We start from the raw sequence: 25,868 nt of genomic DNA, 5'->3' as shown, positions 1-25,868 counted from the left end.
CGGTAGGCAGGACTGTCAAATCAAAGCGCGCTGCGACCGCGCTTGATGGTATCTGACCGGGCCGGTCAATCGAACGCGATCGACATCCTCAGGCTCCTGCCCGGCGCGGGTGTGCCCACTGCGTCCCAGCTCCGGTTGTCGCCCAGGTTGCGCGCGGTAATCCTTAACTTCGCATGGGCGGTGAGCCGATAGCCAAACCCCAGGTCGGCCTCAACATGGCCTGAGGTCACGCGTGCTCCCGTTGGAACGGCGCTGTCATTCACGTCGCTGTTACCGCGCAGTGCTGCATCGGCTTGCCAGCCATTTTTTTCCCACGCCAGGCGCAGGTTTCCGCTCCACGCCGGGCGCCCGCGCAGCGGTGTTTCGCTATCGAGCGAGACGTGCGTGACTGCCCCGGTAAGCGACCAGCCTTTGCCCATCACCAGCGCTAACGCCGCTTCCAGACCTTGCGCGCCGACCCTAGCGCGGTTCACGAGGCGGAACGCGATGGGATCGAAGTCGATCAGATTGCGAAACCGATTGTCGAACAGCGTGAGGCTTACCCGGCCGGCGGAAAGCGGCACCTCGATGCCGGCGTCGAGGCTGCGGCTCGTCTCGGGAACAAGCTTGGCGTTGCCGACGAGTGGGTGACCTAGCGCATAGAGGCTGGGGCGCTTGTAGCCGCTGGCAAGGTGGGCGAACAGGCTCGGGCCGGAGGACGCGATCTCCCATCGCACGGTGCCGCGCCCAGTCCAGTCGCCGCTGCCGCCGTCCAGCTTGTCGTACCGAACCGCGCCTCCCAGTGTAACGCGGGTGGAGGCGCGCAGTACCGCCTCTCCAAAGCCGCTATGCGTCACCCGGGTAAGTGCGAATTTCACCGGCAGGGGAAAGCCGAAATTCAGCGTGCCGGTGCTTCGGCCGCTCTCGCGCAGCACTGCCCCACCCACCGAAAGCGTGACCGGGCCAAGATCACCGGCGACGGCGCCGGTGCCTTCGAAGCGGACAAAACGGTCATGCGCAGTCGTTGCCGGAACGCCGCTGAGCACGCCCGGCGCGATTGCCGGCGCGGCACTGTCGCCATGCGCGACCGACCAGGATGCGGTCAGGCTGGGCCGGATCCGAGCTGTCGAATCCCGCGCAATCGAGAGGGCTGCGAGCGAGAGGTCACCGCTGCGGTTCTCGCGCGTGCGGTTCACCGCCAGCAGCGGCCCGCCGCTGTCCTCCGGAAACAGCGTGCCGCGCATAGAGCCGTAGAGCCCCGTCGCCGCGAGCTTGTAACCACCCAGTGACTGACGGGCACTGCCGAAGAGCTGGTCGCGGCGTAGCGTGCCGGCGGCATCGCCGTCGCCGCTGTCGTAATGGGCGCCCGCGGCAAGGATGCCGCCCCCGTGCCAGCCGCTCGACACGCTGGCAGAGGCCGCGCCGCCATACCGGCTGTCGAGCCATCCCCGCGCACCGACACGAAGATCCTGGGTCGCTGGCGAGCGAGTGACGATCTGGACGACGCCTGACAGCGCATCCGAACCATGAATTGCCGATTCCGCCACGCGGGACACTTCGACTCGTTTGACGATGAGCGGGTCCAGCAACGTGAAATCGAAAGCACCACCGGCACTGTTGGTGGGGTCGTTCAGCCGTACGCCGTCGATCAGAACGGCGGTGAAATTGGGCTCGCCGCCTCGTATCGTCAGAAAGGTGCCGCCCGCAGGGCCGCCAGTCGAAAACGCATGTACGCCGGGCAGATCGTCAAGCAGTTCGACCAGCGAGGTGCTCTGGCGGCGCTCGATGGTGTCGGAGGCTATGGTCGCAGTGCCCGCGCTATCCCCCACGCGGGAGGCGGTGACAAAGACATCCTCTTCCTTGTCCGAAGCAACTTGCTGCGCGCGGGCGGCGGGCGCGGCAAAAAGAACGGCAAGGGCCGCCAGGCTGGTGCTCGTCTTCAACGCCGATGCTCAGCGCATTTGCCGGGCAAGTGCCGCAAACCCGCCGGTTTCTGCCTCCGGTGCGGACGACGCTTCGGTACGTTCGCTGGCTTTTAGCGGTGCGTTGTCGAGGAACCGGTAGAGGAGGGTGCGCTGGCCACGAGTCAGGTCGCGGGTCACCGGCATATACCGGAAATGCTCGAAATAACCGGGGTCGGTTAGCTTCTTGATGATCGGCGCATAGGCGCGCACCTGCGCCTCGTCGCCCAGGCGCAGCCAGTTGTCCATGCACGGCGCTATCGCCTCCCAATAAGAGAGGACATGGGCATAGACATTGTCCCAGCTGGGTTCGAGCTTCGCAAGGGCGTCATCGCCGGGAAGGACGCGCAGATACATGTAGGTGTACACCTGCGGGTTGAATGCGTCCGCCGAGATCGGCACGGTCGGATTGTCGCCGGGCTCGAATACAAAGGCGGTGATGGTTGGTGTCGCACTGTCGAGCGAGAAGCTGACCAGCCCGTTTGCGTCGGTAATGGCAGTTACCGGCGTGGTGCTGTTCGATCCGACCTCAACCAGGCTGACGCGAATGCCTGCGCCCGCCGGCTTGCCATATGCATAGACCTGTGCCTGCGCCAATGCGGGCTCGCCCTGGTTGACATAGAGATTGGGTGCGAGCGGGATTGCCCGGAGGGGCGCTTCTGCCAGAAGCGGTGTGGGCTTGTCGTCAATTTCTACCGAAAGAGTCAGTGCGTTCAGGTCGAGCGCGACCTGCGACGCGGGGAGAGGCACATCGACGATGCCCGAGGTTGCGAGATAGGCTGCCTGGTCATAGCGGTCGGGCGTCAGTGTCGCGATCGGCACATCGCCGGCCGAGATAAGGAGATTGCCGACATTGGCCTTGTCCGGCGTCACCGTGTTCCACGGAACTGCGTTTGAAAGGTCAAGCGCGATCCTGTCGCGATCTACTCGCGCCCAGGCGGTGCCGAACGGAACCTTGCCCAGCCTGTCGCCGATCGCCACCGTCTTGTTCGTGGTGACCAGTGCCCGATCGCCGGGCTCGTGCATCGGGTCCGTGTCCCGCCAGATGCCGGCCGTGCCCACCAGCAGACTGCGCGCCGGATTGGGCTGGAACCCGCCGGCGGCAAATTTCTCCATCAGCGCCTTGGCCTGCGCAGCGACCTCCTTATCCACTTCTTCTTTGGAGCCGGTGGCGAGCTTTAGGTCGTCATAATAGATTGTTCGATAGGTGCAGAAGCGAGTCATCAGCCCTTTGACGCCCGGTGCCTCCATACTGGCGCGCAGCGCCTGTAATGCGGGCGAATCGAAGGCGTCGATGGTCAGCGTGTCCGGATCCCAAGCGTAACAGGCCTGCCACAGGACGGAGGCGACGCCGGCGATGAACGCATTCGCGCGATTGGCACTGAAGTTGATGTAGCGATCGCTCGACCGGCACACCGGGCTGCCGAGGATGCGGCAGCCCCCATCGATGCCGAGATGGATCGAATCGAAGAACAGCTGCGACGTATAGGGGCCATATGGCTCCGCATCGACGAGCATGCCGGCGAAATTGGCGGGCGCGCTTACGAATGGGTCGGTCGTGTCCAGCCCCGCGCCGGTGTCGACGCCGGACACGGCGCAATTGTAGAAAAACGATCGATAGGTACCCGCCGGGTTCCAGTTCTGACCGGGAATCTGCTGGATCGCCGTCTGACGATATTGCGCGACCTGGTTCGGGCGCAGCGCTTGGCCGTCGAGCTGCGGATCGGCGTTCACCTCGTCATAATTGGCTTTCCAGGTCGGCTCGGTATTGTTGTTGGTGGTGACGGGATCCCAGCTGATTTCGCCCGAGAAATAGATCCGGGGGAATTCGAGGATGCTCATGCGACCGCTCCCATATCGGCAACTTCGGTGGTGACGATTGGCTCGAACAGAAACGCCGGGCCCGCGACCATGCCGTTGCTGAGCGGCGTGTTGAGCGCCTGCATCGCCGCCATGCGGAGATCGAACATCGCGCGTACCGCTACGCCGAGTTGGCCCGGCGCGCCGCCAAAGGCCGCCTGCAGCGCGTACACCATCGCCGTGAAGGCGGCATTGCACTTCGCTTGCGCGATCTGGACCGCTTCGGATTCCCGACTGAAATCATAGCGCTCGGGATCGGTGATCGCGGGATAGGCCGCCTTCCAGTCGACGCCGAGCGGCCCGCCCCACATATATCCGGAGCCGTTCCCGTCAGGCGAAACGTCCTTCTGGAGGACACGGTTCTTGTGGATTTCCCAGAAGCGATAATAATGGGCCAGCTCGTTCTGGAAATCGAGCGGGCTGCCTTGCGTTTCCGGGGACCTGGGCGTCCCTTCGCCTTCCGATACGATCTGGTCAATCGCATTGCAGGCATCTTCACAGTTGTTGACCGCAAACACCTGCCCCTGGAAGAACTGTGCGTCGGTCACCTGATTGCGGTCCCGCGTCCATGCCGAGGCGGGTAGCGCCTGCAGCGCCAGCTTCAGCCGCTCGTAATAGACTCCGATTGTCACTTCCTCTTCCTCGCCGTCGCCTTTTGCGAGCAACATGCGCGGTTCGATCGGCTCGAGCGGAGTCTCGATCGCCATGCCCTGTTCCATGGCCTGCGGCGAAAAGGGGTAGAGGTGCACGACCAGGCTGCCGCCGACCGCATGGGGCAGGGTGCCCGGATAGGAGGGCGGCTGGATCTGCACCGTCCCGCCGATCGCGTTCAGGATATTGCAGGCCAGGCACATGTGGATCATTTCCTGCATGATCACCGACTGCAGCCGGGATTTGGCCGCAGCATTGGTGTCGGGCAGGATGGTGAGCGAGGCGTAGAGATACGGCGGCAAGGTCGAGAATTCGATGTCGACTGCGCCCTGTACCAGCGCCTGTACGTCGGCCAGGCCGCGCGGTTCGCACCAGGAAAGCTTGATCATCCCGGGTATCTCCCCTCTCGGGCGTCGAATGATGCCTGTAGGCGCGCCGTCCCGACACATGCTGGGGACTCGCCTGATTTCAGTTTGCTATGGTCGCTGCAGCGCGTTTTCCGTCAACTGAAATATAAACCATAATGGCGTCATCTTTTGCGGCGTTTGGGTGTCTTGAATGTTAAGTTGATCTCAAAATGTATTCATGAAATCTGGAATATTGATATTGTTGAGGCTGAGGTAAATGTGCCCTGACGTCGGAAAAATTTCATCGAATTCGCATGTTTTGGGCCGTTATTGTTGATTTTGCGAACGTCGTTACGGGAGGGGAAGCCGATGACCAAGGGGCTGCTATTCTCGATTATCGCGGGCTCAGCCATGGTAATGGCGGCTCCGGCGACTGCACAGGTCTATCAGACCTACGGCGCCCATAACCCCGCCGAGGCGAGCCCATGCCAGGTCGAGAATTGCGTCTACAAGCGCAAAAAGGGAGAGCCTGCCGATCCGCTATGGCCCGTGTACTGGCAATCGGACTGGACGATGTACCGCGTTTACGGGGACGATGCCGGGAAATATCCGCCGCCCTATCAGGGTAAGCCGCCGGCAGGCGCAACGTACCAGACTTCCTATGGCAAGACCTTTTACGACTCCACCTGGCGCGGCAAGTCCGGGGAAGGGGCGATGGAAGAGCGGTACGACGAATATTGCCTGCCGATCTTCCCGCTAGACAACCATTATTCCTGCAAATTCATCTCGCTGGGCGATGTGGCCTATTTCGTTGCGGGAGAGGGGCGGCCGGCCTGGATGCCGCGCATTTGCCTGTTCTCGGGCCTCAATCATCCGCCGCGCCGCGACTTCGTATCGCACCTTCCCTACAGCAAGGAAGACAGTGCGCGCATTGGTACAGGCGGCCAAGGCTACTCTTTCTGGGTGAGCGCGGCGAACGGATATGTGATGCAGGTGGGCGCAAGCCCGGACCTGACCGACAAGGGCGGCATTCTGTTCGGCTACGGTTTTCAGGCCAATGCTGCGGGCGAGGTGCTGCCGCAGTCCTTCTATTTTTCCGGCTACCCTTTGGCGCCCGCCAATGCGCCCTATGTCAGCCAGAACTATACCAATTTTGCCGCGACCCAGCCCAGCCCGGAAATCTGGTCTGAAGTCGCCGGCGTTGACCCGACGACGCTGCCGGCCTGTCAACTCTTCCAGCCGCCGGAAAGCGCTAGCAACGGACTCAAGGCCGGCGTCGCACCGGCAAAGCGCGCGCCCACCTGGGGCGATATCGGCCGCTGGAAGCAATAGCGCGTCGCCGCAGCGCAGACGGCATGTCACGACCGAGAGCCTGGCGACCAGGCCCGCGGAACCGGCCGCGACGACGATCACAGCCGCATGTGGGGCGTAACTACCGCACCTCCCGCCGCAGGATTTTGCCGACATTGGTCTTGGGCAGCGGCATGTCGCGCAGTTCGACGATCGCCGGGATTTTGTAGCCGGTCAGCCGTTCGCGGCAATGGGCACGGACAGCCTCAGCGGTCAGCCCCGGTCCGCGCGGATGGACGACTGCCTTGATCCGCTCGCCCTTGACCGGATCGGGCACGCCGACCACCGCGACTTCCGCCACATCCGGATGGCCGGCGATCACCGCCTCGACTTCGGCGGGATAGACGTTGAAGCCCGACACCAGGATCATGTCCTTGATGCGGTCGACAATTCGCACCGCGCCGCTTTCGTCCATCACCCCGACATCGCCGGTCGCCAGCCATCCGTCCGGCGAGAGCACTGCTGCTGTCGCTTCGGGCTGCTGCCAGTATCCGCGCATCACCTGCGGGCCGCGCACGCACAGTTCGCCCGGCTCGCCGATAGCGGCCCAACTGCCGTCCATTCGGCGCATCCGCACCTCGGTGGAAGGGACGGGGAGGCCGACCGAGCCATTGTGCCGCATCCGCTCCGGCGCCGCGAAGTCGACAGGGCGGATGCAGACGATCGGCGCGCATTCGGTGAGGCCATAGCCTTCGACCAGCGGCTTGCCGGTCATCGCCTCCCAGCGTGCGGCGACGTCCGGATGTGTCGCCATGCCTCCGGCGATGGTCAGTTCCAACGCCGAGAAATCGCGGGTGCGGAACGCATCGTCTTCCATCAGGCTGGCGAACAGCGTGTTGACGCCTGCCAGGCCGGAAAAGCGCTCCTTGCGCAGGATCCAGGAGACGCGCCGGGCATCGCGCGGATTGGCGACCAGCACGTTCCGGCCGCCGATGCCGCTGAACAGCAACAGGTTCGCCGTCAGCGAGAAGATATGGTACAGCGGCAGCAGCGTCACGTTGGTGCGTGGCCGGTCGTCCGGCAGTTGCGACATCACCCAGGCGCGCCCCTGCAGCACATTGGCGACGACATTGCGGTGGGTGAGCATCGCTCCCTTCGCCACGCCCGATGTGCCGCCGGTATATTGCAGGAAGGCCAGATCTTGCTGGTCGATCGGAACCCGCTGGAACGGCAGCCGGCGCCCGCGTCTGAGAACCGCATTCCAGCGCATCATGTCCGTGCGCGGATAGGGCTTTGGCGCCTGCCCGGCGGCGCGCAGCATCAGCGAGACGAGCCGCCCCTTTACCGGCCCCAGCATGTCGCCCATCGACGTGACCACGACATGGCGCACGGCGGTCTGTTCGCGGATCGCGGCGAAGGTGGCGGCGAACATGTCCATTACCACCAGCACCGTCGCGCCGCTGTCACGCAACTGGTGTGCCAGCTCGCTCGCGGTGTAGAGTGGGTTGACGTTGACCACCACGGCGCCGGCGAACAGCGTGCCGAACAGCGCGACCGGATATTGCAGGCAATTGGGCATCATCAGCGCGACCCGGTCGCCCTTTTTCACGCCCTGGTCCTGCAGCCATGCCGCGAATGCCTGCGCATCCCGCAGTACTGCACCATAGGTGCGCCCGGTGCCCAGGCTGACAAAGCCTTCGCGCGCCGCGTGTCGCGTTGCATCGCGCTCGAAGACATCGGCCATCGATCCCGCGGTTTCCAGCTCGGCCTCGATGGAGGCGGGGACGCCGGGGCTGTAGTGGCGCGTCCAGAAGCGTTCGGCCCAGAGCCGATCGGTGTCTTCCGATGGCTCCGGCGCGGGGCTCATTTCTCGACTACCGCCACTACGCCCTGGCCTCCGGCCGCGCAGATCGAGATCAGCCCGCGCCCGCCGCCGCGCCGGTCGATGCTCTGGGCCAGCGTGGCCAGGATGCGCCCTCCCGTCGCAGCAAAGGGGTGCCCGGCGGCGAGCGAACTGCCGTTGACGTTCAGCCTAGCCCGGTCGATCGCGCCGGGCGGCGTGGCGCGGCGCAGGCGGTCACGCGCGAAGGCCGGATCTTCCCATGCCGCGAGCGTGCACAGCACCTGTGCGGCAAACGCCTCGTGAATCTCGTAAAAGTCGAAATCCTGCAGCGCGATGCCAAGCTTGTCGAGCATACGCGGCACGGCATAGGCCGGTGCCATCAGCAGTCCTTCCGCCCCGCTGGCGAAATCCACCGCTGCGGTCTCGGCGGCGTGGAGATAGGCGAGCACCGGCAGGTCATGCGCGCGCGCCCACTCCTCGCTGGCCAGCAGTACGGCCGCCGCGCCGTCCGTGAGGGGTGTCGAATTGCCGGCGGTGAGCGTGCCGTTCGCGCGGTCGAACACGGGGGCGAGGCGTGCCAGCTTCTCCACGCTGCTGTCCGGCCGCAAATTATTGTCGCGCGAAAGGCCGCGCCACGGCGTGACCAGATCGTCGAAGTCGCCCCGGTCATAGGCCGCGGCCATGGCGCGGTGGCTGGCCGCTGCCAGCGCGTCCTGATCCGCGCGGGCGATGCCCCAATGTTTTGCCATCTGCTCGCAATGCTCGCCCATCGACAGCCCGGTGCGGGGTTCGGCATTGCGGGGAAGTTCCGGGCGGAAGGGCAGGTCGGGACGGATGCCTGCCAATGCCCTCAGCCGGGCGCCCATCGACCGCGCACGATTGGCGCGCAGCAACGCCTGGCGGAACCCTTCGTTGATCGCGATCGGCGGATCGGAGGTGGTGTCGACACCGCCGGCGATGCCGACATCGATTTGCCCCAGCGCGATCTTGTTGGCGACGAGGATCGCCGCTTCCAGCCCGGTGCCGCACGCCTGTTGCACGTCATAGGCGGGCGTTTCGGGCGACAGGCTGGTCGAAAGCACCGCTTCCCGCGTCAGGTTGATGTCGCGCGAATGTTTGAGCACTGCGCCGGCGGCGACTTCGCCCAGCCGCATTCCTTGCAGCCTGAAGCGGTCGACCAGCGCCTGAAGCACGACCGTCAGCATCGTTTGGTTGGAGGCATCGGCATACGCCGTGTTGGAGCGGGCGAACGGAATTCGCCGACCGCCGAGTATCGCGACGCGGCGGGGCGCGGGAATGCTAAGCACGATCGGTCTCCGGGATCGGGTGGCCGCGCGAGAGGCAGCCGATCAAGTGAAGGCGCGCACCGCTCGCGTCGCGCACCGCAAAATCGATGGTGGTGTCGCGCCGCGCCGCGCAGAAGCTGGCGCGGCCGGGCAGCAGGATCGGCGCACGGAATGCGACGTCGATGGTCATCGCGTCCACCGGCGTTGGCGGCAGTATCAGCGCCAGCGCGCGGGCCTTTGTCCACATCCCGTGCGCGATCGGCCGGCGAAAGCCGAACAGGCGGGCGCCCAGCCACGACATGTGGATCGGGTTGCGGTCGCCCGAGAGGCGGGCATAGCGTCTTGCGACCGATGGCAGGATCGTCTCGCTCGCGATCGCCTCTGTCGGTGCGGTGTCGCCCGATTGCGTCGCGAGCGGCGTGCCGAGGGCAGAGGGCGCGCCGATGCGCAGATAGCTGCTTTCGCTTCGCCACACCGTCGCGCCGTCGCGTTGTACTTCCGCCAGAATGGTGAAGGCCTGACCGCGCGGGTGCGTGTGGAACGCGCCGCAACTCGCGGCGATGTCCAGCCGATCTCCTCCCGCGATTGCGGCATGTTGCACGATGCGGTTGGCGACATGCACCAGCCCTGCCATCGGGTAAGGAAAATCGCGGCGCATCATCACGGCCAGATGCAGCGGAAAGGCGAGCAAATGGGGATAGCTGGGCGGCACTCCCTGTTCCGCGACGAAGCCGCACAGCGCACGATATTCCGCCACGGCGTCCGCATCGACGGTGAGGCCGGTGCGCAGCAGACGGACCGAGGGCAGGGTCGGGCTGGCGGGTGCTCGCTTCGCGAGAGTGGCCAACCCCGCGCGCAGCACGGCGCCCGGTGTGGGTGGCGCTTTGAGAAGGGCGGTATCCGCAACCGACATCGGGGTCATGCGCCCAGCAGGCTCTGGCCGCAGACGCGGATGACTTCGCCGGTGATGCCGCCGCTGACCGGGTGGGCGAGCCACGCGATGGTCTCGGCAACGTCCTCTGGCTGGCCGCCCTGGCCCATGGCGTTCATCCGCCGTCCGGCTTCACGGATCGTGAAGGGGATAGCCGCAGTCATCTGCGTCTCGATAAAGCCCGGCGCGACCGCGTTGGCGGTGATGCCCAGCGGCGCCACATCGCGTGCCAGCCGCTTCACCCAGCCGATCAGACCGGCCTTCGACAACGCATAGTTGGTCTGGCCCATATTGCCTGCGATCCCGCTGAGCGACGATACCGCGACGATCCGCCCGTTCCGCCGGATCTGCTCGGCGGCCAGCAGGGCTGCCGTGATCCGCATCGGCGCGGCGAGGTTGACCGCCATCACGCTGTCCCAGCGGGCGGCATCCATCCGGGCGATGGTCTTGTCGCGCGTGATGCCGGCATTGTGGACGACCACATCATATCCGCCGCGGCTGGCCGCATCCGCGGCGATACGCTCCGGCGCGTCCGCCGCGGTTATATCGAGCGCCAAGGCGCTGCCGCCCAGCCGCGCGGCCTGTTCGCGCAGCGCAGGCTCGGCTCCGGGCACGTCCAGTCCGACGACATGCGCGCCCTGACCCGCAAAACAGGCGGCGATGGCGGCGCCGATTCCGCGCGAGGCGCCGGTCACCAGCACGACCCGCTGGCGCGATGCATCGGGTGGCGGCGAGTTCGCGGCGCCGATATGGACGACCTGCCCCGAAACATAGGCCGACCGGCCGGATAGCAGGAATGCGAGGCTGCTGCTGAGCGCGGCGGGCGCTGCGAGCGGCACATAGACGAGTTGCACGGCGATCGCGCGGCGGGCTTCCTTGCCCAGCGAGCGGGTCAGCCCCTCCAGCCCCCGCCAGATTGCGGCGGTTTCGGCATCGGGAGCGTCCGCAGGGTCGGTGGCGAACAGGAGGATGCGGCCATTCGCGGCCACCGAGCGGATATGGCCGTGGAGCAGCCGGTACAGCGCATCGGTGTCGGCAACGGTTCGGCACCCGGTCGCGTCGATCAGCAGCGCATCGAACGCAGCGCCTTCGCTTCCCTCCACCCGTTGCACGCCCAACGCGTGCAGTTCGCTCGCCAGTTGCGGCATTATCCGCCCGTCGCCGCTGTCCGCCAGAAAGGCGGTGCGAGCCATACGCTGCGGGTCGCGATCGATCGGCACTGGCTGGGGCAAGCCCAGCGCGCCGGTCAGCCAGTGGCCGAACCCCGAATTGGCAAAGGCGAGATAGCGATCGCTCATTCGGCCGCCTCCGCCAGCGGGATGCGGGCGCTTTCGGCTTCGCGCCGCCGCAATCCTTCGGCAAGCCCGAAGTCAGCGGCAAAATCGTCGACCTGAATCGCCAGATCGGCATGGTGCGCGAAGCGCTCGATCAGCGCCCGCTCGCTTGTATCGATCAGGCCCTTGGCTTCGGCATCGGCGGCCCATGCGCCGAGCTGGCGATAATTCTGCGGCAGCCGCTGAATCTCGCCGGCGCGGACCGCGTCGCGCAGCCGCCGCTCGATTGCGGCGACGGCGGGATAGCAATCGAAAGCGACGTGCGTGGCGGCGATCGCATCGACTTCCATGCGCGGCGTCCAGCTCCCGGCCAGCAGCCGGTCGCGTGAGCGACCGTGCGTCTGCACGAGGTTGGCAACGGCCGCATCCAACCGGTCGTCCGGCCCTGCGAGACTTCCTCCGAACGGACGCACCAGCAGGCGGAGGAGGATTGCGGCCGCGCGGCTCGGATGGTTGTCGATCACCCCGCGCAGTGCCGCATCCGCCCGTGCCAGCGCATCGCGTGCGGCCCAGTGGACGAACGGAAGGTCGGCCTCGGGCCGGCCGTCATCCTCGAAGCGCTTCAGGATCGCCGAGAGAACGAAGAGCTGCGACAGAATATCGCCCAGACGCCCCGTGACGGTCTCGCGCCGCTTGAGCGTGCCGCCCAGCGTCGCCATCGAAATGTCCGTCGCCAGTGCAAGCGCGGTCGAGAGCCGGGTTGCGCTGCGATAATAGCGCGCCATTTCCGGGGCCGCGCCCCGTGGCTTCGCCAGCAGCAGCCGTGCCGGCGTCGCAAATGCCAGCGCCCGCGCCGCATTGCGGAACAGGAAGCCGAAATAGCCGAACAGGGCTCGATCGAACGCGACCAGGCCTTCCCGGCCCGGCGCTTCGGCCGACCGCATCAATGCAAGGATGTAGGGGTGGCATCGGATCGCGCCCTGACCGAAGATGATCAGCGTGCGGGTCATGATATTCGCACCTTCGACAGTGATTGCGATCGGAATCTGCTGATAGGCCCGCGCCAGGAAATTGCCCGGCCCCATGCACACGCCCTTGCCGCCAATCAGGTCCATGCCGTCATTGACGATGATGCGGGCGCGCTCGGTGACATGGTATTTGACGATCGCCGACACGACCGAGGGCTTTTCCCCCAGGTCGAGCCCGGCGGCGGCCAGCTTTCGCGCGGCGTCGATCGCATAGAGGTGCCCCGCCATGCGTGCGAGCGGTTCCTGCGCCCCCTCGAACGCGCCGATGGGCACGTTGAACTGGCGCCGGATCGCCGCATAGGCGCTGACGCTGCCGGTCGCCAGCTTGGCCATGCCGACATTGGACGAGGGCAGCGAGATGGCGCGCCCGGCGGCCAGGCATTCCATCAGCATCCGCCAGCCATTGCCGATCTGCTCGCGCCCGCCGATCACCATTTCGATCGGCACGAACACCTCGGTGCCGGAGGTGGGGCCGTTCTGGAACACGGCATTCAGTGGCCAGTGACGCCGTCCGATCTCTACGCCGGGGTGGTTGCGGGGGATGAGCGCGCAGGTGATCCCCAGGTCCTCCGCGCCGCCCAGCAATCCATCCGGATCACGCACGCGAAAGGCGAGGCCGAGGACCGTAGCGATGGGGGCCAGCGTGATGTAGCGCTTGTTCCAGGTGACGCGGAACCCCAGCGTCTCACGGCCTTGCCACATCTCGCGGCACACGATTCCGGTGTCGGTGAGCGAGGCCGCGTCGGACCCGGCATAGGGGTTGGTGAGCGCGAAGCACGGGATTTCCTCGCCTCGGGCCAGCCGGGGCAGATAATGGTCTTTCTGCGCCTCCGTGCCATAGTGCAGCAGCAACTCGGCCGGGCCCAGCGAGTTGGGCACCATCACCGAAACCGCCGCTGCCGAACAGCGCGTCGACAGCTTCTGGATCACCTGGCTGTGCGCATAGGCGGAAAAGCCCAGCCCGCCGTAGCGCTGGGGAATGATCATCCCCAGAAAGCCCTTTTCGCGCGCATAGGCCCAGGCTGCGGGGGACAGATCCTGCCACACGGCAGTGCTGTCCCAATCGTTGGCAAGATCGCACAAATGCTCGGTCTCGACATCGAGGAAGCGCTGCTCTTCGGCGCTGAGCTTTGGCGCTGGCGTCGCCAGCAAGCTGGCCCAGTCCGGGCGGCCGCCGAAAAGCTGCGCATCCCACCATATGGTGCCGGCGTCGATCGCGGCCTGTTCGGTTGCGCTCATCCGCGGCATCACCCGGCGGAACAAGGTGCGCAGCGGGCGCGCCACCAGTCTGCGGCGGAGCGGACGTACTGCCAGCAACGCCGCGGGAAGCCAGAGGGCGGCGAGCACAGCCAGCCCCATATCATCCACTAGACCAAAGGCGCGGCCGGTCCCGATCCACAATGCCAGTCCGCCGGCCCAGAGCCACGCCGGTGCCTGCACCAGCAGCATCACAAAGGCGGGCACGATCAGGGCTGCGGTCCACAATGCCATGAACATAACGCTTGCTCCAATGATATTGACATCAGTGTCAATATAGAAAGGGCGTCTGTCAAGCGTGTTAATGCATGCCGGTCAGAGCATTGTTTATAAAAGATATTTACGGATAGCGCATCGCAGGGCTCTGGCTTCCGTGGGCAGACTCGTTCGCAATCCGGTCGGGGTAGCTGCGTGTGCAGGGCGCCGGGCGCACCATTGGCGCGCCCGGCGGTAAGGTCAGTAGGTGAGGGTCGGCGAGAGCCGCACCTGACCGCTGACTCGGCAGGGCGATCCACCGGCCGGGCTCGACGGAATCGTCGCGTTGCTAAAGGTCAGGATTCCGGTCGACTGGTTATAGGTGCCCGACAGGTTGCCGAAGCAATTGCCGGTGATTCCCGTTACACGAACATTGTTGATCGTAACGGTCGTCCCGCTGGCAGTGACTGCATAGGGAACAGCGGTGAAACCGATCGAAGGGCAGACGCCGCCAGTAAGTGTCAGGCTGGTGACGCTGGCGCTACCGCCCGATGTCACATTGCCGTTGCCGGTCAAACCGCAGCTGAGCGTAATCCCTTTGCTCACGGTGATCGTACCGACATTGGCGATCGTGAACGAACCGGCCGGCGAGAAAGTCTGCGCCGAGGCTTGCGGAATCAGGAACATCGCCGACGCTGCAATCGCGCCAGCGGACAAGATCTTCTTGATCATTATTCCTCTCCTTGCTTTTCGGGCATTGTACTGCCCATCGCAGGGGGAAATGTTCCCCCTATCAACCAGACGCGGGCAAAGCGTCATCGGGGGGGGGGCGTCGCAAGATTTTGGTGCAGAAAGATTGACATGCGAAAAGACGGAAAACGGGCAGGGCGGCCGTCATGAGTGATCCGCAATCAAGGCGCCGCAAGCGTAGCGCGAGCGAGGCGCGCGACGAGGGACTGGCCGCCGCGCGCACGTTGCTGTTGTCCCAGGGACCGGCCGCAGTCACGCTGGCCAATGTCGGCCGAGCGACCGGCATGTCGCACAGTAACGTCATCCATCATTTCGGGTCGGCGGCGGGGCTGCAGGCGGCGCTGATGGAAGCGATGATCCGCGATCTCGATCAGGCTCTGGGCGAGGCAGTGAGCAGTCTGGGCGTCGATGCCGATGCGCCGGCGCGGCTGGTCGGCCGGGTGTTCGATGCGTTCGACGGAGGTGGTGCAGCGCAGCTCGCGGCGTGGCTGGTACTCGCGCAGGAGCCCGGACATCTCGAATCGCTGGGCGGGGCAGTGCGCGACCTGGTCGATGCCGTTCGCATCCGCGTCGCACATGGCGATGATAGCGAGCAGCGCATTCGTACCAGCATCCTCCTGATTGCGATTTGCGCTTTCGGCGATGCGCTGATCGGGCCGCATCTGCGCGGGATGCTGAGTCAGGAAGACAATGCGATGCGCTCGTTGCTTACCCAGCTGTTACCGGTGCTTATCGCACCGCACCGGTGATTGCAGAAGCCGGCACTCAGTGTGCGCGCCGCCAGATCTGGGTGCGGCATAAGAAAAGCGCGATGCAACCCTGCACCGCCAGCGTATCCGGATCGCGCAGCGTCAGGGTACCCTTGGCCGCGAGATTGCCGGTTTCTGGGTCGTAGAGCGGCCCGCCCTTCCAGTTTTTCGGACCGCCCGAGAAACCCTCCAGCACGCGAAGTCCCTTCACCCTGCGCGTTCGCAGCGCGGCGTCCGGGTTACGGACGTCGCGCTGGTCGGGATTGGCGCGGAGCGGCGCTCCGTCGATCACGCGCCCGCACAGTGCCGCGCCGCAGCGATGGATTTCTACCATCCCGTCCTTTCGCTCGGTATGCCATTTGCCGATCAGCAGCGCGCTGGGGTCCGGTTGTGCTACGCCCGACATGGGGCTGGCCAAGGCGCAGGAAGCGACCGTGAGTGCAAGCGCGCGGAGATGCGGGAAAGCTTTCGAAAGCAACGGTAACTCCCTTGCTGGCTACCCGATCCCGTGTCGGGATCGGGTGCAGTCGGTTCAGAAACGCTTGGAGAGGCGGAAGCCGATGATGCGCGGCTCCAGCGTGAAAACATTGGTCGTCAGGCCCGTGTCATCCGAATTGGTGAACGCATCGGTGATCGGGGCGTCGTCGAACAGGTTCTTGACATAGAGTTGGGCCGTCACGTTCCAGTTCGAATTCTCCACCGTCAGCGCGACATTCACGTTGTTCCAACCATGCAGCCGATCATAGGCGGTATTGTAAACCCGGGCAAAGCTGGGGCCTTGCCGATAATAGTCGCCGCGCAGCGTAAATTTCCAGGCATCGGCGAACACGCTATACTCGGCGCCGACATTCACCGTCACGCGCGGCGAATTGGGTAGTTCGTGGCCGCTGAGATCGGCGGAAAAGCCGCGGCCGCCATTGGGCGCGCCGCTGCGGGGATCGGTGCTACCCAGCGTTCCCAACGGGTTGAGAGCGGGGTTGTAGGGCAACAGCGGATTATAGGTGAACCCGAACAGCGCGTAATACGGCGTTTGTCCCGGTGGCAGGGCGGGATCGTAATTGCCGAGCCGGTTCGAGCCGCTGCATAGGGCCGCCAACGCGAAGGGGGCGAGCCCGCCATCCGAGCCTTGCGAAAAAGGTGACGCCAGGATCGCTTCTACGGCTGCGCGGGGGGCGATGCAGTTGGACGGCACCTGAATCCATGGCCGTACCACTACCCAATCGGAGTTCCCCTGAGTCCGATTCATGACGTCGATCGAGCGTGCGCCGTCTGCGATGCGCGTGCGCAAATACCCCGCATTAAGGTTCATCCGGAAATTGCGCGATGGTCGCCACCAGGTCTCCAGCTCCAGACCCATGCTCGTCGCATTGAAGTTTTCGTTTAGTGAAATGCGGTCGACGATCTGCGAGACCTGATAATTCTTATAGTCATAATAGAATCCGGTCAGATTGAACCCGGCCTTGCCATGGCCCAGCACGTTCTTGGTGCCGATTTCAAAGGCATTGACATATTCGGGGGCGAAGGTCTGTGCCAGCGGTTGATACAGCACGATCGACGGATCGAAGTCGACGCGGGGCGGATTGGAACCCCCGCCCTTGTAGCCATGCGAGAAGGACGCATAGACCATCGTTTCATCGGTGAAGGAAATGCGCGGTTTCCAGTCGAGCACGGCGCGACCGCTGAAGCGGCCCCATTTCTGAACAATGTCAGGCTGGGCCGGATAGCCGATCGCCGCCTTGCCGCCCGTCGAATTGGTCAGAACAGGGCCAATGCCCAGCAGCAACTGGCTGGGATAGGGCGTACTCGTCTTGGTGTCGTCCGTGTAACGCAAGCCGGCCGTAAGTTTCAGGGAACTCGTCAGTTTGTAATAGGTTTCTCCGAATAGGGCCCAGCTCTCGGTTTTTACCACATTTTTGCTGCGGAAGTAATTGTGTCCGTCGCCATTTATATTGGCGAGGGAGTTTGGGTCGACATAAATGCAGTCTGCTGTGCTGTCAGAAGGGCCGGTTGGCTTGCAGTTGCGCGTGGCGATGGTGTTGTTGGCAAAATATGCATCATTGTCGAGGTTGTAAAAATATTGCGATAAAAGAGTAAAAAAGTTGCTGAAAACGTAATAATCGTCCTGAGATTTGAATTTCAGGTAATTCGCCCCCAGGCTTATGTTTAGGGGGCCGTCCCACGATGACTGCAGCCGTAATTCCTGAGTCCATTGCTCGTTTCGGGACTGGCTTAGATCGACTGACAGGAAGCGACTCGACGGGCCGAGCTGTGGATCGGTGAAGATGCCGCCTGGCGTCAGATTCGGCGCAATGAGAGGGCCGCCAGCCACGCCGGTAAGTCCCGGCTGAGTGGAGTTGCCGAAGACCGGGTTCGAGGCAAACCGATTGTAATCCTGCGACGAATAATAGCGGTCCTGCGCATAGGCGCTTTGCGAGATCAGCCGGAGACCGTCCGCCACGCCGAATTCGAGATTAAGCTGATAAAAATCGTTGCGTGCGCGGAACACCGGATCATAGCTGGTCGAAATCTCCCGCAGATTCCGCGACTGGCTCAGCCCGGCATAGGGGTCGGTTCCCAACGGGACAGCACGGACGAAGCTTCCATCGGGCAAACTGCCGATGCCGATGTTGGTCGCGAGATAGACTTGTGGAAAGCTCTCGCCATTCGGCATGCCGAACGCGGCATCGTCGTACAGCGATGCCGGCTTGCACCCTTGGCTCAGCCGGGCGCGGAGCGCGTCGGGAACCGGCGTGTTGCCGATCTGGGTCGGTCCGTCGTCGCGGGTGCAAAGCTGTTTGCCGCTGCGCGAGCGATTGTCGTTTTCCTCGAAATGCTGCCACAGCACGCTGGCGGTGAAGTCGCTGCTGGGCTTCCACGATGCTGACGCGCGGGTCGACCACAAATCGCGCCCGTTCACGCGGGTGTTGTTGAAGCTGTTATATTCGAACCCGTCGCGCTTGGTGTAGGCGCCTGCGCCGCGCACCGCCACGGTATCGGTAAGGGGCACGTTGATCATGCCGCTCGCCCGGCGGGTCTCGTAATTGCCTGCCTCCAGCGACAGCGCCCCTTCCAGCTTGTTGGTCGGCAGGACCGGCAGCACGTTCACCACGCCGGCGGTGGCGTTGCGGCCATACAGCGTACCCTGCGGCCCGCGCAGCACCTCTACGCGCTCGACATCGAAAAATTCCTGCTCGAACAGACGATTGCGGATCAACGGCGTGTTGTTGAAGCTGACCGCCACGGCCGGATCGGAACTGGCGGACACCGCCTTGGTCCCAACCCCACGGATCGAAAAATTATAGCCCGAGAAGTTGCTTTTCGAGAAAGTGACGTTGGGAATGGCGCGCAGCAGTTCGCCGCCGGTCTCGATCTTCTGGCTGTCCAATGCTGCCGGCGAAAAGGCGCTGACAGCAATCGGCACGTTCTGCACTGATTCCCGCATCTTCTGCGCGGTGACGACGATGACGTTTGGGTCTGCCTGTTCCTGCGGCGCCTGGGCCAGTTCTGCCGGTGCTGTTTGCGGTTCGGTTTCGGAGGTGGCGGTTACGACCACATAGACCGCGCCGCGTTTGCGATAGGAAAGCCCGCTTCCCCGCAGCAATGCATTCAACGCCACTTCCACTTCGCTGGTCGCGACATAGCGTGGCGCCAGCTTGCCGCGGGTAAGCGTGGCGTCGGCCATGATTGAAACGCCGCTTTGCAGGGCGAGATCGCGAAGCGCGCCGGCCAGCGACTGCGCCTCAATCCGGAACGCCACCACCGGCGGAGCGGCTCTGGCCGGCTCGATCGCCCCCATGGTGGCCAGCGTAGCCGTACCTACCAGCAGCAGATGTCGCGACGCCGGCATCCAATTGCGCATATCATCCCCTCCTTTTTTCGCCGCCTTCGCCCCCTAGCGTGGCGTTGCGTACGATTGTGGGAAGATAAGACGCATGCTTTCAGGGCGGTGGGGGGATCAGCAAAAAAATATATTCCATTTTGGTCAATATATCGTTCGCACTTGCAGCAGCGACGCCTACGCCGCACCGCAAAATAATAGCAAAATGGCGCAAACTATTATCGTCGATCTGTATATTGACAAATAAATGGCGGCCGTGCCTCTTTGATTGTGAGGGGTTGTCATGCTTAGGCTGGAGCGCATCTGTAAAGAGTATCACGCGCCGGCACGGACGCTCGCGGTGCTCGACTCCGTGACGCTTTCGGTGGAGCGCGGAGAGTTTTGCGCGATTGTGGGCCCGTCGGGTTCCGGCAAGAGTAGCTTGCTCAACATCATCGGCCTGCTGGACCGCCCGACCAGCGGCGCGCTCGAAATTGGTGGCGAAGCCATCCGGTCCTGGACCCCCCACGCAACGGCCGCGTTGCGCAACCGCCTGATCGGCTTCGTTTTCCAGTCGTTTCAGTTGCTGCCCCGGATGACCGCTTGGCAGAATGTCGCGCTGCCGCTGCAATATCGCGGTGTTCCGCGGCACTGCCGGCGTGCACGGGCAGAGGGAATGCTGGCGCGCGTCGGCCTGGCGGCTTGGGCGGAGCATATGCCCAGCCAGCTTTCCGGCGGCCAATGCCAGCGCGTCGCAATCGCCCGTGCGCTGGTGGGCGAGCCCCGGCTGCTGCTCGCCGACGAACCGACCGGCAGCCTCGACAGCGCGACCTCGCACGAGGTGATGGCGCTGTTGCGCGGCCTCAACGCGGAGCTGGATGTTACCGTGCTGATGGTGACCCATGACAGGGAACTCGCCGCCAGCTGTCCCCGCCAGATCGCGCTACGCGACGGGCGTGTCGTCGATGCGGCGGAGGCGCGGGCAGCATGATACGCCTTGCGCCGGCGTTTCCGCAGTTTGACGGGCGTCTTCCAGATACCTTGGCCGAGGCATGGACCAATTTGCGCGCGCAGGGGCGGCGCTCTGCCCTGGCCCTGCTCGGCATCCTGATCGGGACGGCGTCGATTATTGCGATGCTCAACAGCGGCCATATGGCGCAGCGGGAGTCGCTGAAGCTGTTCGCCAAGCTCGGCGTGGATATGCTGCAGATACAGGCCGTTCCGACGGGCGACGCGCCTGTTGCGCTATCCCGGGTGACGATCGCGGCATTGCCCGCCACCGATCCGGACGTGGTGGAGGCGATCGCCCTCGCAACCGGTCGAGCGATGGCGCGCGTGGGCAGGGCGTCGGCGGACCTGGCGATTTTCGCGCCTGCGCCAGCGCTTGTGCCCATGGCAGGGCTGGTTGCCGCCCGCGGGCGCCTGTTCGGTACGGTTGAGGATTGCGCCTTGTCGGTGGTGCTCGGCGCAGATGCCGTCCGCGCCCTCTCCGGACCGGCTGCAGCGGTGGGACCGGGCAGCCTGTTGTTGCTGGGAGGCTATGGTTTCAGGGTGGTCGGTGTGCTCGCCCCGGTGACGCCGGAGACATTGGACCCCGTCAATTACAACATGGCAGCGATGATCCCGCCCGGTTGCGCCCGCCGCGTGATAGCCGGAGGCGGGCCTAACGCGCTGCTGATTCGCCTGCGGCCCGGCAGCGACAGCAAGGCTGCCGGCGCGCGGATCAGCGCGCGGCTGGCGCCTGCCAACGGCACGCTGACCGTGCTGGATGCGCAATCGATACTGGCGACGATGCAGGCGCAAAAGGCTGTGCACAGCCGGATGCTGATCGCGATTGGCGCCGTCTCGCTGCTCGTGGGCGGCATCGGCGTGATGAACGTGATGCTGATGACCGTGATGGAGCGGCAGCGGGAAATCGGCCTGCGTGCCGCCACCGGCGCGTCCCCGGGGGCCTTGCGCATGTTGTTCCTAACCGAGGCGGTGTTGCTCAGCATGGCGGGCGGTATCGCCGGGTCGTTGCTGGGCGCGGGCATCAGCTACGCCATTGCACGCGGCTCGGGCTGGGATTTCGATCTGGCACCCTGGACACTAGCGCTTGGCCCTGCCGTGGCCGGGGGTATGGGCCTGATCTTCGGCCTCTATCCCGCGATGACCGCGGCGCGGCTCAACCCGATCGATGCATTGCGTGCGGATTGAGCGGGCCATAGCCGGCCTCGCTGTCGCCGCACTGGCGGTGCCTGCGCCTGCCTTGGCCCAGCGAATTGCGCCGATAGCGCCGGTGCCTTCCCCCTCCAGCATCCGCCCGTCGCAGGTTTCGAAGCCCGTGCCACTCAGCCTGGTCGAAGCCGTGTCGATCGGCCTGCGCGACAACCGAACGATACGCTCGGCATTTCTGGACAGAGTTGCGCAACGGTTCAGCCTGCGCGCCGCCGAGCGAAGATTTGCGCCGCGGCTCTACATCGTCGCTGACCTCTATCGCGCGGATAGCGGGGGTATGGTGAGCGGGCAGGCCGATGTTAGCGGTACGGCAAGCTGGCTCCTTCCCACCGGCGCGCAACTGGGCTTTGTGTGGGATCGCCGCCAACGCCTCGATCGCCGCGAGGATGCGGACAATGCCAGCCTGGTGCTGACCCAGCCTCTGCTGCGCGGAGGTGGCTTCGCCGTCAACCGCGCGCCGCTTCGCATCGCCCGATTGCGGGACGCGACCAACCGGCTGGCCGTACGGAACACGATTGCAGAGACTATCAGCAACATCGTTTTTGCCTATCGTTCGCTCCAGCGGGCGCAGGCCCAGGTCAAGCTGGCAGAGCTGGCGCTAGCCCGCACCGGCGAACTGATTGCCACGAACAAGGCGATGATTGAGGCGGGCCGGATGGCGCCGGCGGACATCGTGCAGTCCGAGGCGGATCAGGCCAACCAGCAGCGCAGCCTGTATGAGGCGCGGCAACAGCGCGTTTCGGCGCAGCTGCAACTGTTGCAACTGCTCGCGATCGATCCCTCCACCAATATCGACGCCGCCGATCCCATTACCGCGGAGCATGTGCCGATCGACCTCGAACCGGCGATCGCCATCGCGCGTGAGGCACGGATGGACATTCAGGCCCAGCGCTATGCCGTAGAGCAGGCGCGGGAGTCGCTGCGTATCGCCCGCAACCAGCGACTTTGGGATGTATCGGTGGTGGCTGCCGCGACCCGCACTTCCGGGCGCGATGCTTTAAGCGGCGTGTTGCCGCCACGCACCGACAATCGCGTCGGATTACAGCTTTCGATTCCGATCGGCGATCCCGGCCCAAAGCTGGCCGTTATAGAAGCGAACACCGGCTTGCGGACGGCAGAACTACGCCTTGAGGAACTCGATCAGGGCGTGGAAACGCAGGTGCGCGACGCGGTGCAGCGCGTCGAGGGGGCCTGGCTCGAACTGGAGTCGGCGGAACGATACAAGACGCTGGCGAAACGTGCGGTCGAGATCGAGCGCGACAAGCTCGAGGCCGGGCGATCGAGCAATTTTCAGGTGCTGTCGCTGCAGGATGGGCTGCGCACGGCCGAGATCCAGGCGCTGAGCGCTACGATCGGCTATCTCGATGCGCTGACCTCGTTCGATCTCCAGATTGGTACGACACTCGACAGCTGGAAAATCGACTGGAGGGATGAATGAGGCCCGCCCTGCGCCGCTTCGGAATGGCGCTGTGCGCTGTCACGTGCATCGGCGTGGCTGGCGCCTGGGCGTTGCGGCCCGGGCCAGGCACCGAGGCGCAGCCGGAAGGCGCCGAACAGAGTCTGGTCGTTACGCCGCGTCCGCTGGTTTCGACGCTGGTCTTCGCAGGCCGGATCGCGCCCGGCAATGCCGTCGGCATCACCGCACCGTTCGACGGTGCGGTGCGCACGCTATCCTTTGCCTTTGGTAATCGCGTGCAGGCGGGAGACACGCTGCTGGTACTCGATACCGAAGACGCCGCCGAGGCGCGCACTATTGCCGAAGCGGCGGTGCTCAAGTCCGAACGGCCGGCGCGCGATCTTACCAACTGGGCGAGCGGGCCGGAAGTCGCGGCGGCACGCCGGCGCCTGCGCCTGGCCGAGCTGGATCTGGCGCGTTTCGAGCGCGAAGCGGCGGAAAGCCGCCGCCTGTTCGAAAAAGGACTGATCGCGCGCAACGAGAATGCCGGTGCCGAGCAGCAACTGACCGCGCAGCGTATGGCCACGGTCGCGGCACGCGAGGAGCTGGCGAATACGCTTTCCCGCGGGGATGCCGTGGCCGTGCACGCGGCGCAGCTGGAATTGAACGTCGCACGCGATCGCCTTCGTCATGCGGACGCGGAGATGCGCGCGGCCGTGGTACGCGCACCGGTGTCCGGCGTGATGGTTCGTCCCGCCACCTCGACTGCGGCGGCGAGCGCTGCGCCGATCTATGCCGGCGGACGTGTGTCGCGTGGGCAACTCATCGGGCTGATTGCGCGCGACGGCGGCTTGTCGGCCATGTTCGATGTCGATGAAGCGGACGTAAACGCGCTTTCGGTCGGGCAGACAGTGACCGTCACCGGGCCGGGCTTCCCCGGGATCACGCTCGCCGGCCGCGTGGCGTCGATCGCTTCCGAAACTGCAGACGCGGGGACTGCCGGCAAAACCCGTTTTGTCGCGACCGCGCTCCTGGATACGCCGCCTGCCGGAAAGGCTGGCCTGATACGGGTCGGCATGACGGCGGCAGTTACGGTGATCACCGGGCAGAAAGCGCGCGCGATGGTCGTGCCGCCGCTGGCGGTGGAAGGCACTGCGCCCGCGGCGACGGTGCGCGTGCGCGTCGGCGGCAAGGTGGAACCGCGACCGGTTCAACTAGGCCAGATAACCTCCGAGGGTGTCGAGATACTCAACGGTCTCGCTCCCGGAGAAACTGTCGTGTGGCATGAAGCGCGGCCGCCGGCGCAACCGGGATCGCAATGAAATGATGCACCCTCCCTCCCCCCGATCCTCGCGCGGATGCGTCCCAGGCTGGAGAAGGGCGCACAGCGTTGCAGCGCCCGATGCCGTAGCGGAACGAGGCGCGCGATGTGGGCGAGATGGTCGGGGGGCGGGGCAGATGCTGCGATGAGCGACACCTCGCGCACGCAATCCGATCTTGCACTGTGGGTAAGCCGCCACGGCCCTGCGCTACGCAGCTATTTTCTGCGACGGGTGGGCGAATCGGAAGCCGACGACCTGATTCAGGAAGTGTTTCTGCGCCTGCATGCCATGCGTCGCGATACGCCGATCGAAAATGTCGATCGTTTCATCTTCAAGGTCGCGCGCAACATTCTGATCTCGCGTCATCGCTATCTGAAGGCGCGACATGCCTCGGCGCACACCCCCTTGACGGGCGCGAACGATCCGGTCGATGCAATCTCGCCAGAGCGCATCGCGATCGGCATCGACGAATATGAGCGGACGGTCCGCGCCATCCTCGAGCTGCCGCCGCGCGCACGTGCAGCGTTTCAGCTCCATCGATTCGAGAAAATGACCTATCAGGAAATCGCCGAGCGGATGGGAATATCGCGGGAATCGGTGAAGGAACTCATCCACCGCGCACTGGTCCGCCTTGCCGAACGCCTGGGGCACGACGCATGATCGGCTGGAACCGCATGCGACCGGATCGGTCCCGTCGCGAACGCGCCGCGCAGCGTTTTCTGGCCTGGCGCGCGCATGAACCGGGGATCGACGCGGCACCGCCCGGCGATGAAGATCTCGCGGCACTCGAGGAGATGAACCGCGTCTGGGCTCTGACCGGCGCGGTAGCCGACGACCCCAGATTGCGGAAATCGCTGGGCAGCGATCTCACGCGCCTCGCACCGGAACGACGCGCGCGGCGCTATCATGCCATCGCCGCAGCGATTGGCCTGTGCCTGCTCTTGCCTGCCGCCGGACTGGTCGCATGGCATGCGCTGGCCCCCGAGCCGCAGGTGGCGGCGGCGACCGGGCATCATTTCTTCACCGGCGTTGGCCAGCGCACCCGGATCGTGCTTTCCGATACGTCGAGCGTATCGATCGATACCGACAGCGCACTGGTGATCCATATGGACGAGCACCGCCGCGCCGTGACGCTGCAGCGCGGCCGAGCCTTTTTCAAGGTCGCGAAGGACCGGACGCGCCCCTTCGTGGTTACCGCCGGCAACAAGCAGGTGCGTGCGGTGGGCACCGCGTTCGAGGTGCGGATCGACCACAACCGCGTCATCGTGACGGTTGCAGAAGGCGTGGTGGAAGTCACCGAGCGTGGACCGCGCCGCCCCGTCGAGCACGAGGCGTCCATTGAGGCAGGCAGCCAGCTGATTGCGCATGACGACAATGCGTGGGACATCGCGCAGGTGGACCTGAAGCAATCGACGAGCTGGCTGACCGGTCGCCTGTCGTTCATGGGCGAGCCGCTTTCCGATGCGGTCGAACAGATGAACAGCTATTCGCGTCGCAAGCTGGTGTTCCGCGGCAATCATATACCAGACGAGCGGATCGTAGGCGTGTTCCAGTCGGGTGATACCGAAGCCCTGGCACAGGCAATCGAACTCAACGGGTTCGGCCGGATCGTTGCGAACACACCCGAGCAAATCGAGGTCCAGGCCCTCAAATAGGGGCGGCGTTCTTACAAAAGAGCGTGGTGTAGGCGCGTGTCAGCCATGCCGCCGTATCGC

General features: G+C 64.8%; 19 protein-coding genes. 8 read left to right on the top strand and 11 right to left on the bottom strand.

The genetic code is table 11. The features are described 5' to 3' along the window. Positions 1-65 precede the first annotated feature (65 nt). Genes ACT53K_RS08850 through ACT53K_RS08840 form a run of 3 tightly spaced genes read right to left on the bottom strand, consistent with a single transcriptional unit; the run spans position 66 to position 4,840 of the window. Positions 66-1,922, bottom strand: a complete 1,857-nt coding sequence (locus ACT53K_RS08850) for a TonB-dependent receptor plug domain-containing protein (protein WP_476228231.1) — start codon at positions 1,920-1,922, stop codon at positions 66-68. 9 nt (positions 1,923-1,931) lie between these two features. Continuing rightward, entirely contained in the window at positions 1,932-3,782 is a 1,851-nt protein-coding gene (locus ACT53K_RS08845) for a hypothetical protein (RefSeq protein WP_476228230.1), read from the bottom strand. After that, complete coding sequence (locus ACT53K_RS08840; RefSeq protein ID WP_476228229.1) at positions 3,779-4,840, bottom strand: ferritin-like domain-containing protein; 1,062 nt, start codon at positions 4,838-4,840, stop codon at positions 3,779-3,781. Before ACT53K_RS08840 ends, ACT53K_RS08845 begins: the two co-directional genes overlap by 4 nt. Positions 4,841-5,167: 327 nt before the next feature. Here ACT53K_RS08840 and ACT53K_RS08835 point away from each other — a divergent pair, with 327 nt between their 5' ends. Continuing rightward, a complete protein-coding gene (locus ACT53K_RS08835) occupies positions 5,168-6,130 on the top strand; it encodes a hypothetical protein (RefSeq protein ID WP_476228228.1) in 963 nt (320 codons plus the stop codon). A gap of 100 nt (positions 6,131-6,230) precedes the next feature. Here ACT53K_RS08835 and ACT53K_RS08830 read toward each other — a convergent pair whose 3' ends face one another. The 6 genes from ACT53K_RS08830 to ACT53K_RS08805 form a co-directional block, all read right to left on the bottom strand. Beyond that, entirely contained in the window at positions 6,231-7,955 is a 1,725-nt protein-coding gene (locus ACT53K_RS08830; RefSeq protein ID WP_476228227.1) for an AMP-binding protein, read from the bottom strand. Further along, complete coding sequence (locus tag ACT53K_RS08825) at positions 7,952-9,238, bottom strand: acetyl-CoA C-acetyltransferase (protein ID WP_476228226.1); 1,287 nt, start codon at positions 9,236-9,238, stop codon at positions 7,952-7,954. Before ACT53K_RS08825 ends, ACT53K_RS08830 begins: the two co-directional genes overlap by 4 nt. Then, complete coding sequence (locus ACT53K_RS08820) at positions 9,231-10,139, bottom strand: MaoC family dehydratase (RefSeq protein WP_476228225.1); 909 nt, start codon at positions 10,137-10,139, stop codon at positions 9,231-9,233. Before ACT53K_RS08820 ends, ACT53K_RS08825 begins: the two co-directional genes overlap by 8 nt. After that, positions 10,136-11,446, bottom strand: a complete 1,311-nt coding sequence (locus ACT53K_RS08815; RefSeq protein WP_476228224.1) for a 3-oxoacyl-ACP reductase — start codon at positions 11,444-11,446, stop codon at positions 10,136-10,138. Before ACT53K_RS08815 ends, ACT53K_RS08820 begins: the two co-directional genes overlap by 4 nt. Further along, the gene (locus ACT53K_RS08810; protein WP_476228223.1) at positions 11,443-13,941 is read right to left on the bottom strand and encodes an acyl-CoA dehydrogenase; all 2,499 of its coding nucleotides are present in this window, start codon (positions 13,939-13,941) and stop codon (positions 11,443-11,445) included. The genes ACT53K_RS08815 and ACT53K_RS08810 overlap by 4 nt, the downstream gene beginning before the upstream one ends. A gap of 222 nt (positions 13,942-14,163) precedes the next feature. Next, a complete protein-coding gene (locus tag ACT53K_RS08805) occupies positions 14,164-14,634 on the bottom strand; it encodes a hypothetical protein (RefSeq protein ID WP_476228222.1) in 471 nt (156 codons plus the stop codon). 164 nt (positions 14,635-14,798) lie between these two features. Between ACT53K_RS08805 and ACT53K_RS08800 the strand changes: the two genes are divergently transcribed. Then, on the top strand, positions 14,799-15,401 hold the full coding sequence (locus ACT53K_RS08800) for a TetR/AcrR family transcriptional regulator (RefSeq protein WP_476228221.1): 603 nt from the start codon (positions 14,799-14,801) through the stop codon (positions 15,399-15,401). Between the two features lie 16 nt (positions 15,402-15,417). Here ACT53K_RS08800 and ACT53K_RS08795 read toward each other — a convergent pair whose 3' ends face one another. Further along, on the bottom strand, positions 15,418-15,807 hold the full coding sequence (locus ACT53K_RS08795) for a DUF2147 domain-containing protein (RefSeq protein WP_476228220.1): 390 nt from the start codon (positions 15,805-15,807) through the stop codon (positions 15,418-15,420). Between the two features lie 126 nt (positions 15,808-15,933). Further along, the gene (locus tag ACT53K_RS08790; protein WP_476228219.1) at positions 15,934-19,260 is read right to left on the bottom strand and encodes a TonB-dependent receptor; all 3,327 of its coding nucleotides are present in this window, start codon (positions 19,258-19,260) and stop codon (positions 15,934-15,936) included. A gap of 262 nt (positions 19,261-19,522) precedes the next feature. Between ACT53K_RS08790 and ACT53K_RS08785 the strand changes: the two genes are divergently transcribed. From ACT53K_RS08785 to ACT53K_RS08760, 6 genes are all read left to right on the top strand, one after another. Continuing rightward, complete coding sequence (locus tag ACT53K_RS08785; RefSeq protein WP_476228218.1) at positions 19,523-20,209, top strand: ABC transporter ATP-binding protein; 687 nt, start codon at positions 19,523-19,525, stop codon at positions 20,207-20,209. Then, positions 20,206-21,414 (top strand): ABC transporter permease, encoded by a 1,209-nt coding sequence (locus ACT53K_RS08780; RefSeq protein ID WP_476228217.1) that lies wholly within the window; start codon positions 20,206-20,208, stop codon positions 21,412-21,414. The genes ACT53K_RS08785 and ACT53K_RS08780 overlap by 4 nt, the downstream gene beginning before the upstream one ends. Beyond that, on the top strand, positions 21,404-22,873 hold the full coding sequence (locus ACT53K_RS08775) for a TolC family protein (RefSeq protein WP_476228216.1): 1,470 nt from the start codon (positions 21,404-21,406) through the stop codon (positions 22,871-22,873). Before ACT53K_RS08780 ends, ACT53K_RS08775 begins: the two co-directional genes overlap by 11 nt. After that, positions 22,870-24,153, top strand: coding sequence for an efflux RND transporter periplasmic adaptor subunit (locus tag ACT53K_RS08770; protein ID WP_476228215.1), 1,284 nt, complete (start codon positions 22,870-22,872; stop codon positions 24,151-24,153). The genes ACT53K_RS08775 and ACT53K_RS08770 overlap by 4 nt, the downstream gene beginning before the upstream one ends. Before the next feature lie 144 nt (positions 24,154-24,297). Further along, entirely contained in the window at positions 24,298-24,813 is a 516-nt protein-coding gene (locus tag ACT53K_RS08765) for an RNA polymerase sigma factor (protein WP_476228214.1), read from the top strand. Next, positions 24,810-25,808: a FecR family protein gene (locus ACT53K_RS08760; RefSeq protein WP_476228213.1), complete on the top strand. Its 999-nt coding sequence runs from the start codon at positions 24,810-24,812 to the stop codon at positions 25,806-25,808. The genes ACT53K_RS08765 and ACT53K_RS08760 overlap by 4 nt, the downstream gene beginning before the upstream one ends. Positions 25,809-25,868: the final 60 nt, after the last annotated feature.

This window comes from Sphingomonas sp. DMC8 (assembly GCF_056314185.1).
The sequence above is the reverse complement of the archived record's forward strand: the minus strand, read 5'-3'. Positions and strand labels throughout refer to the sequence as shown.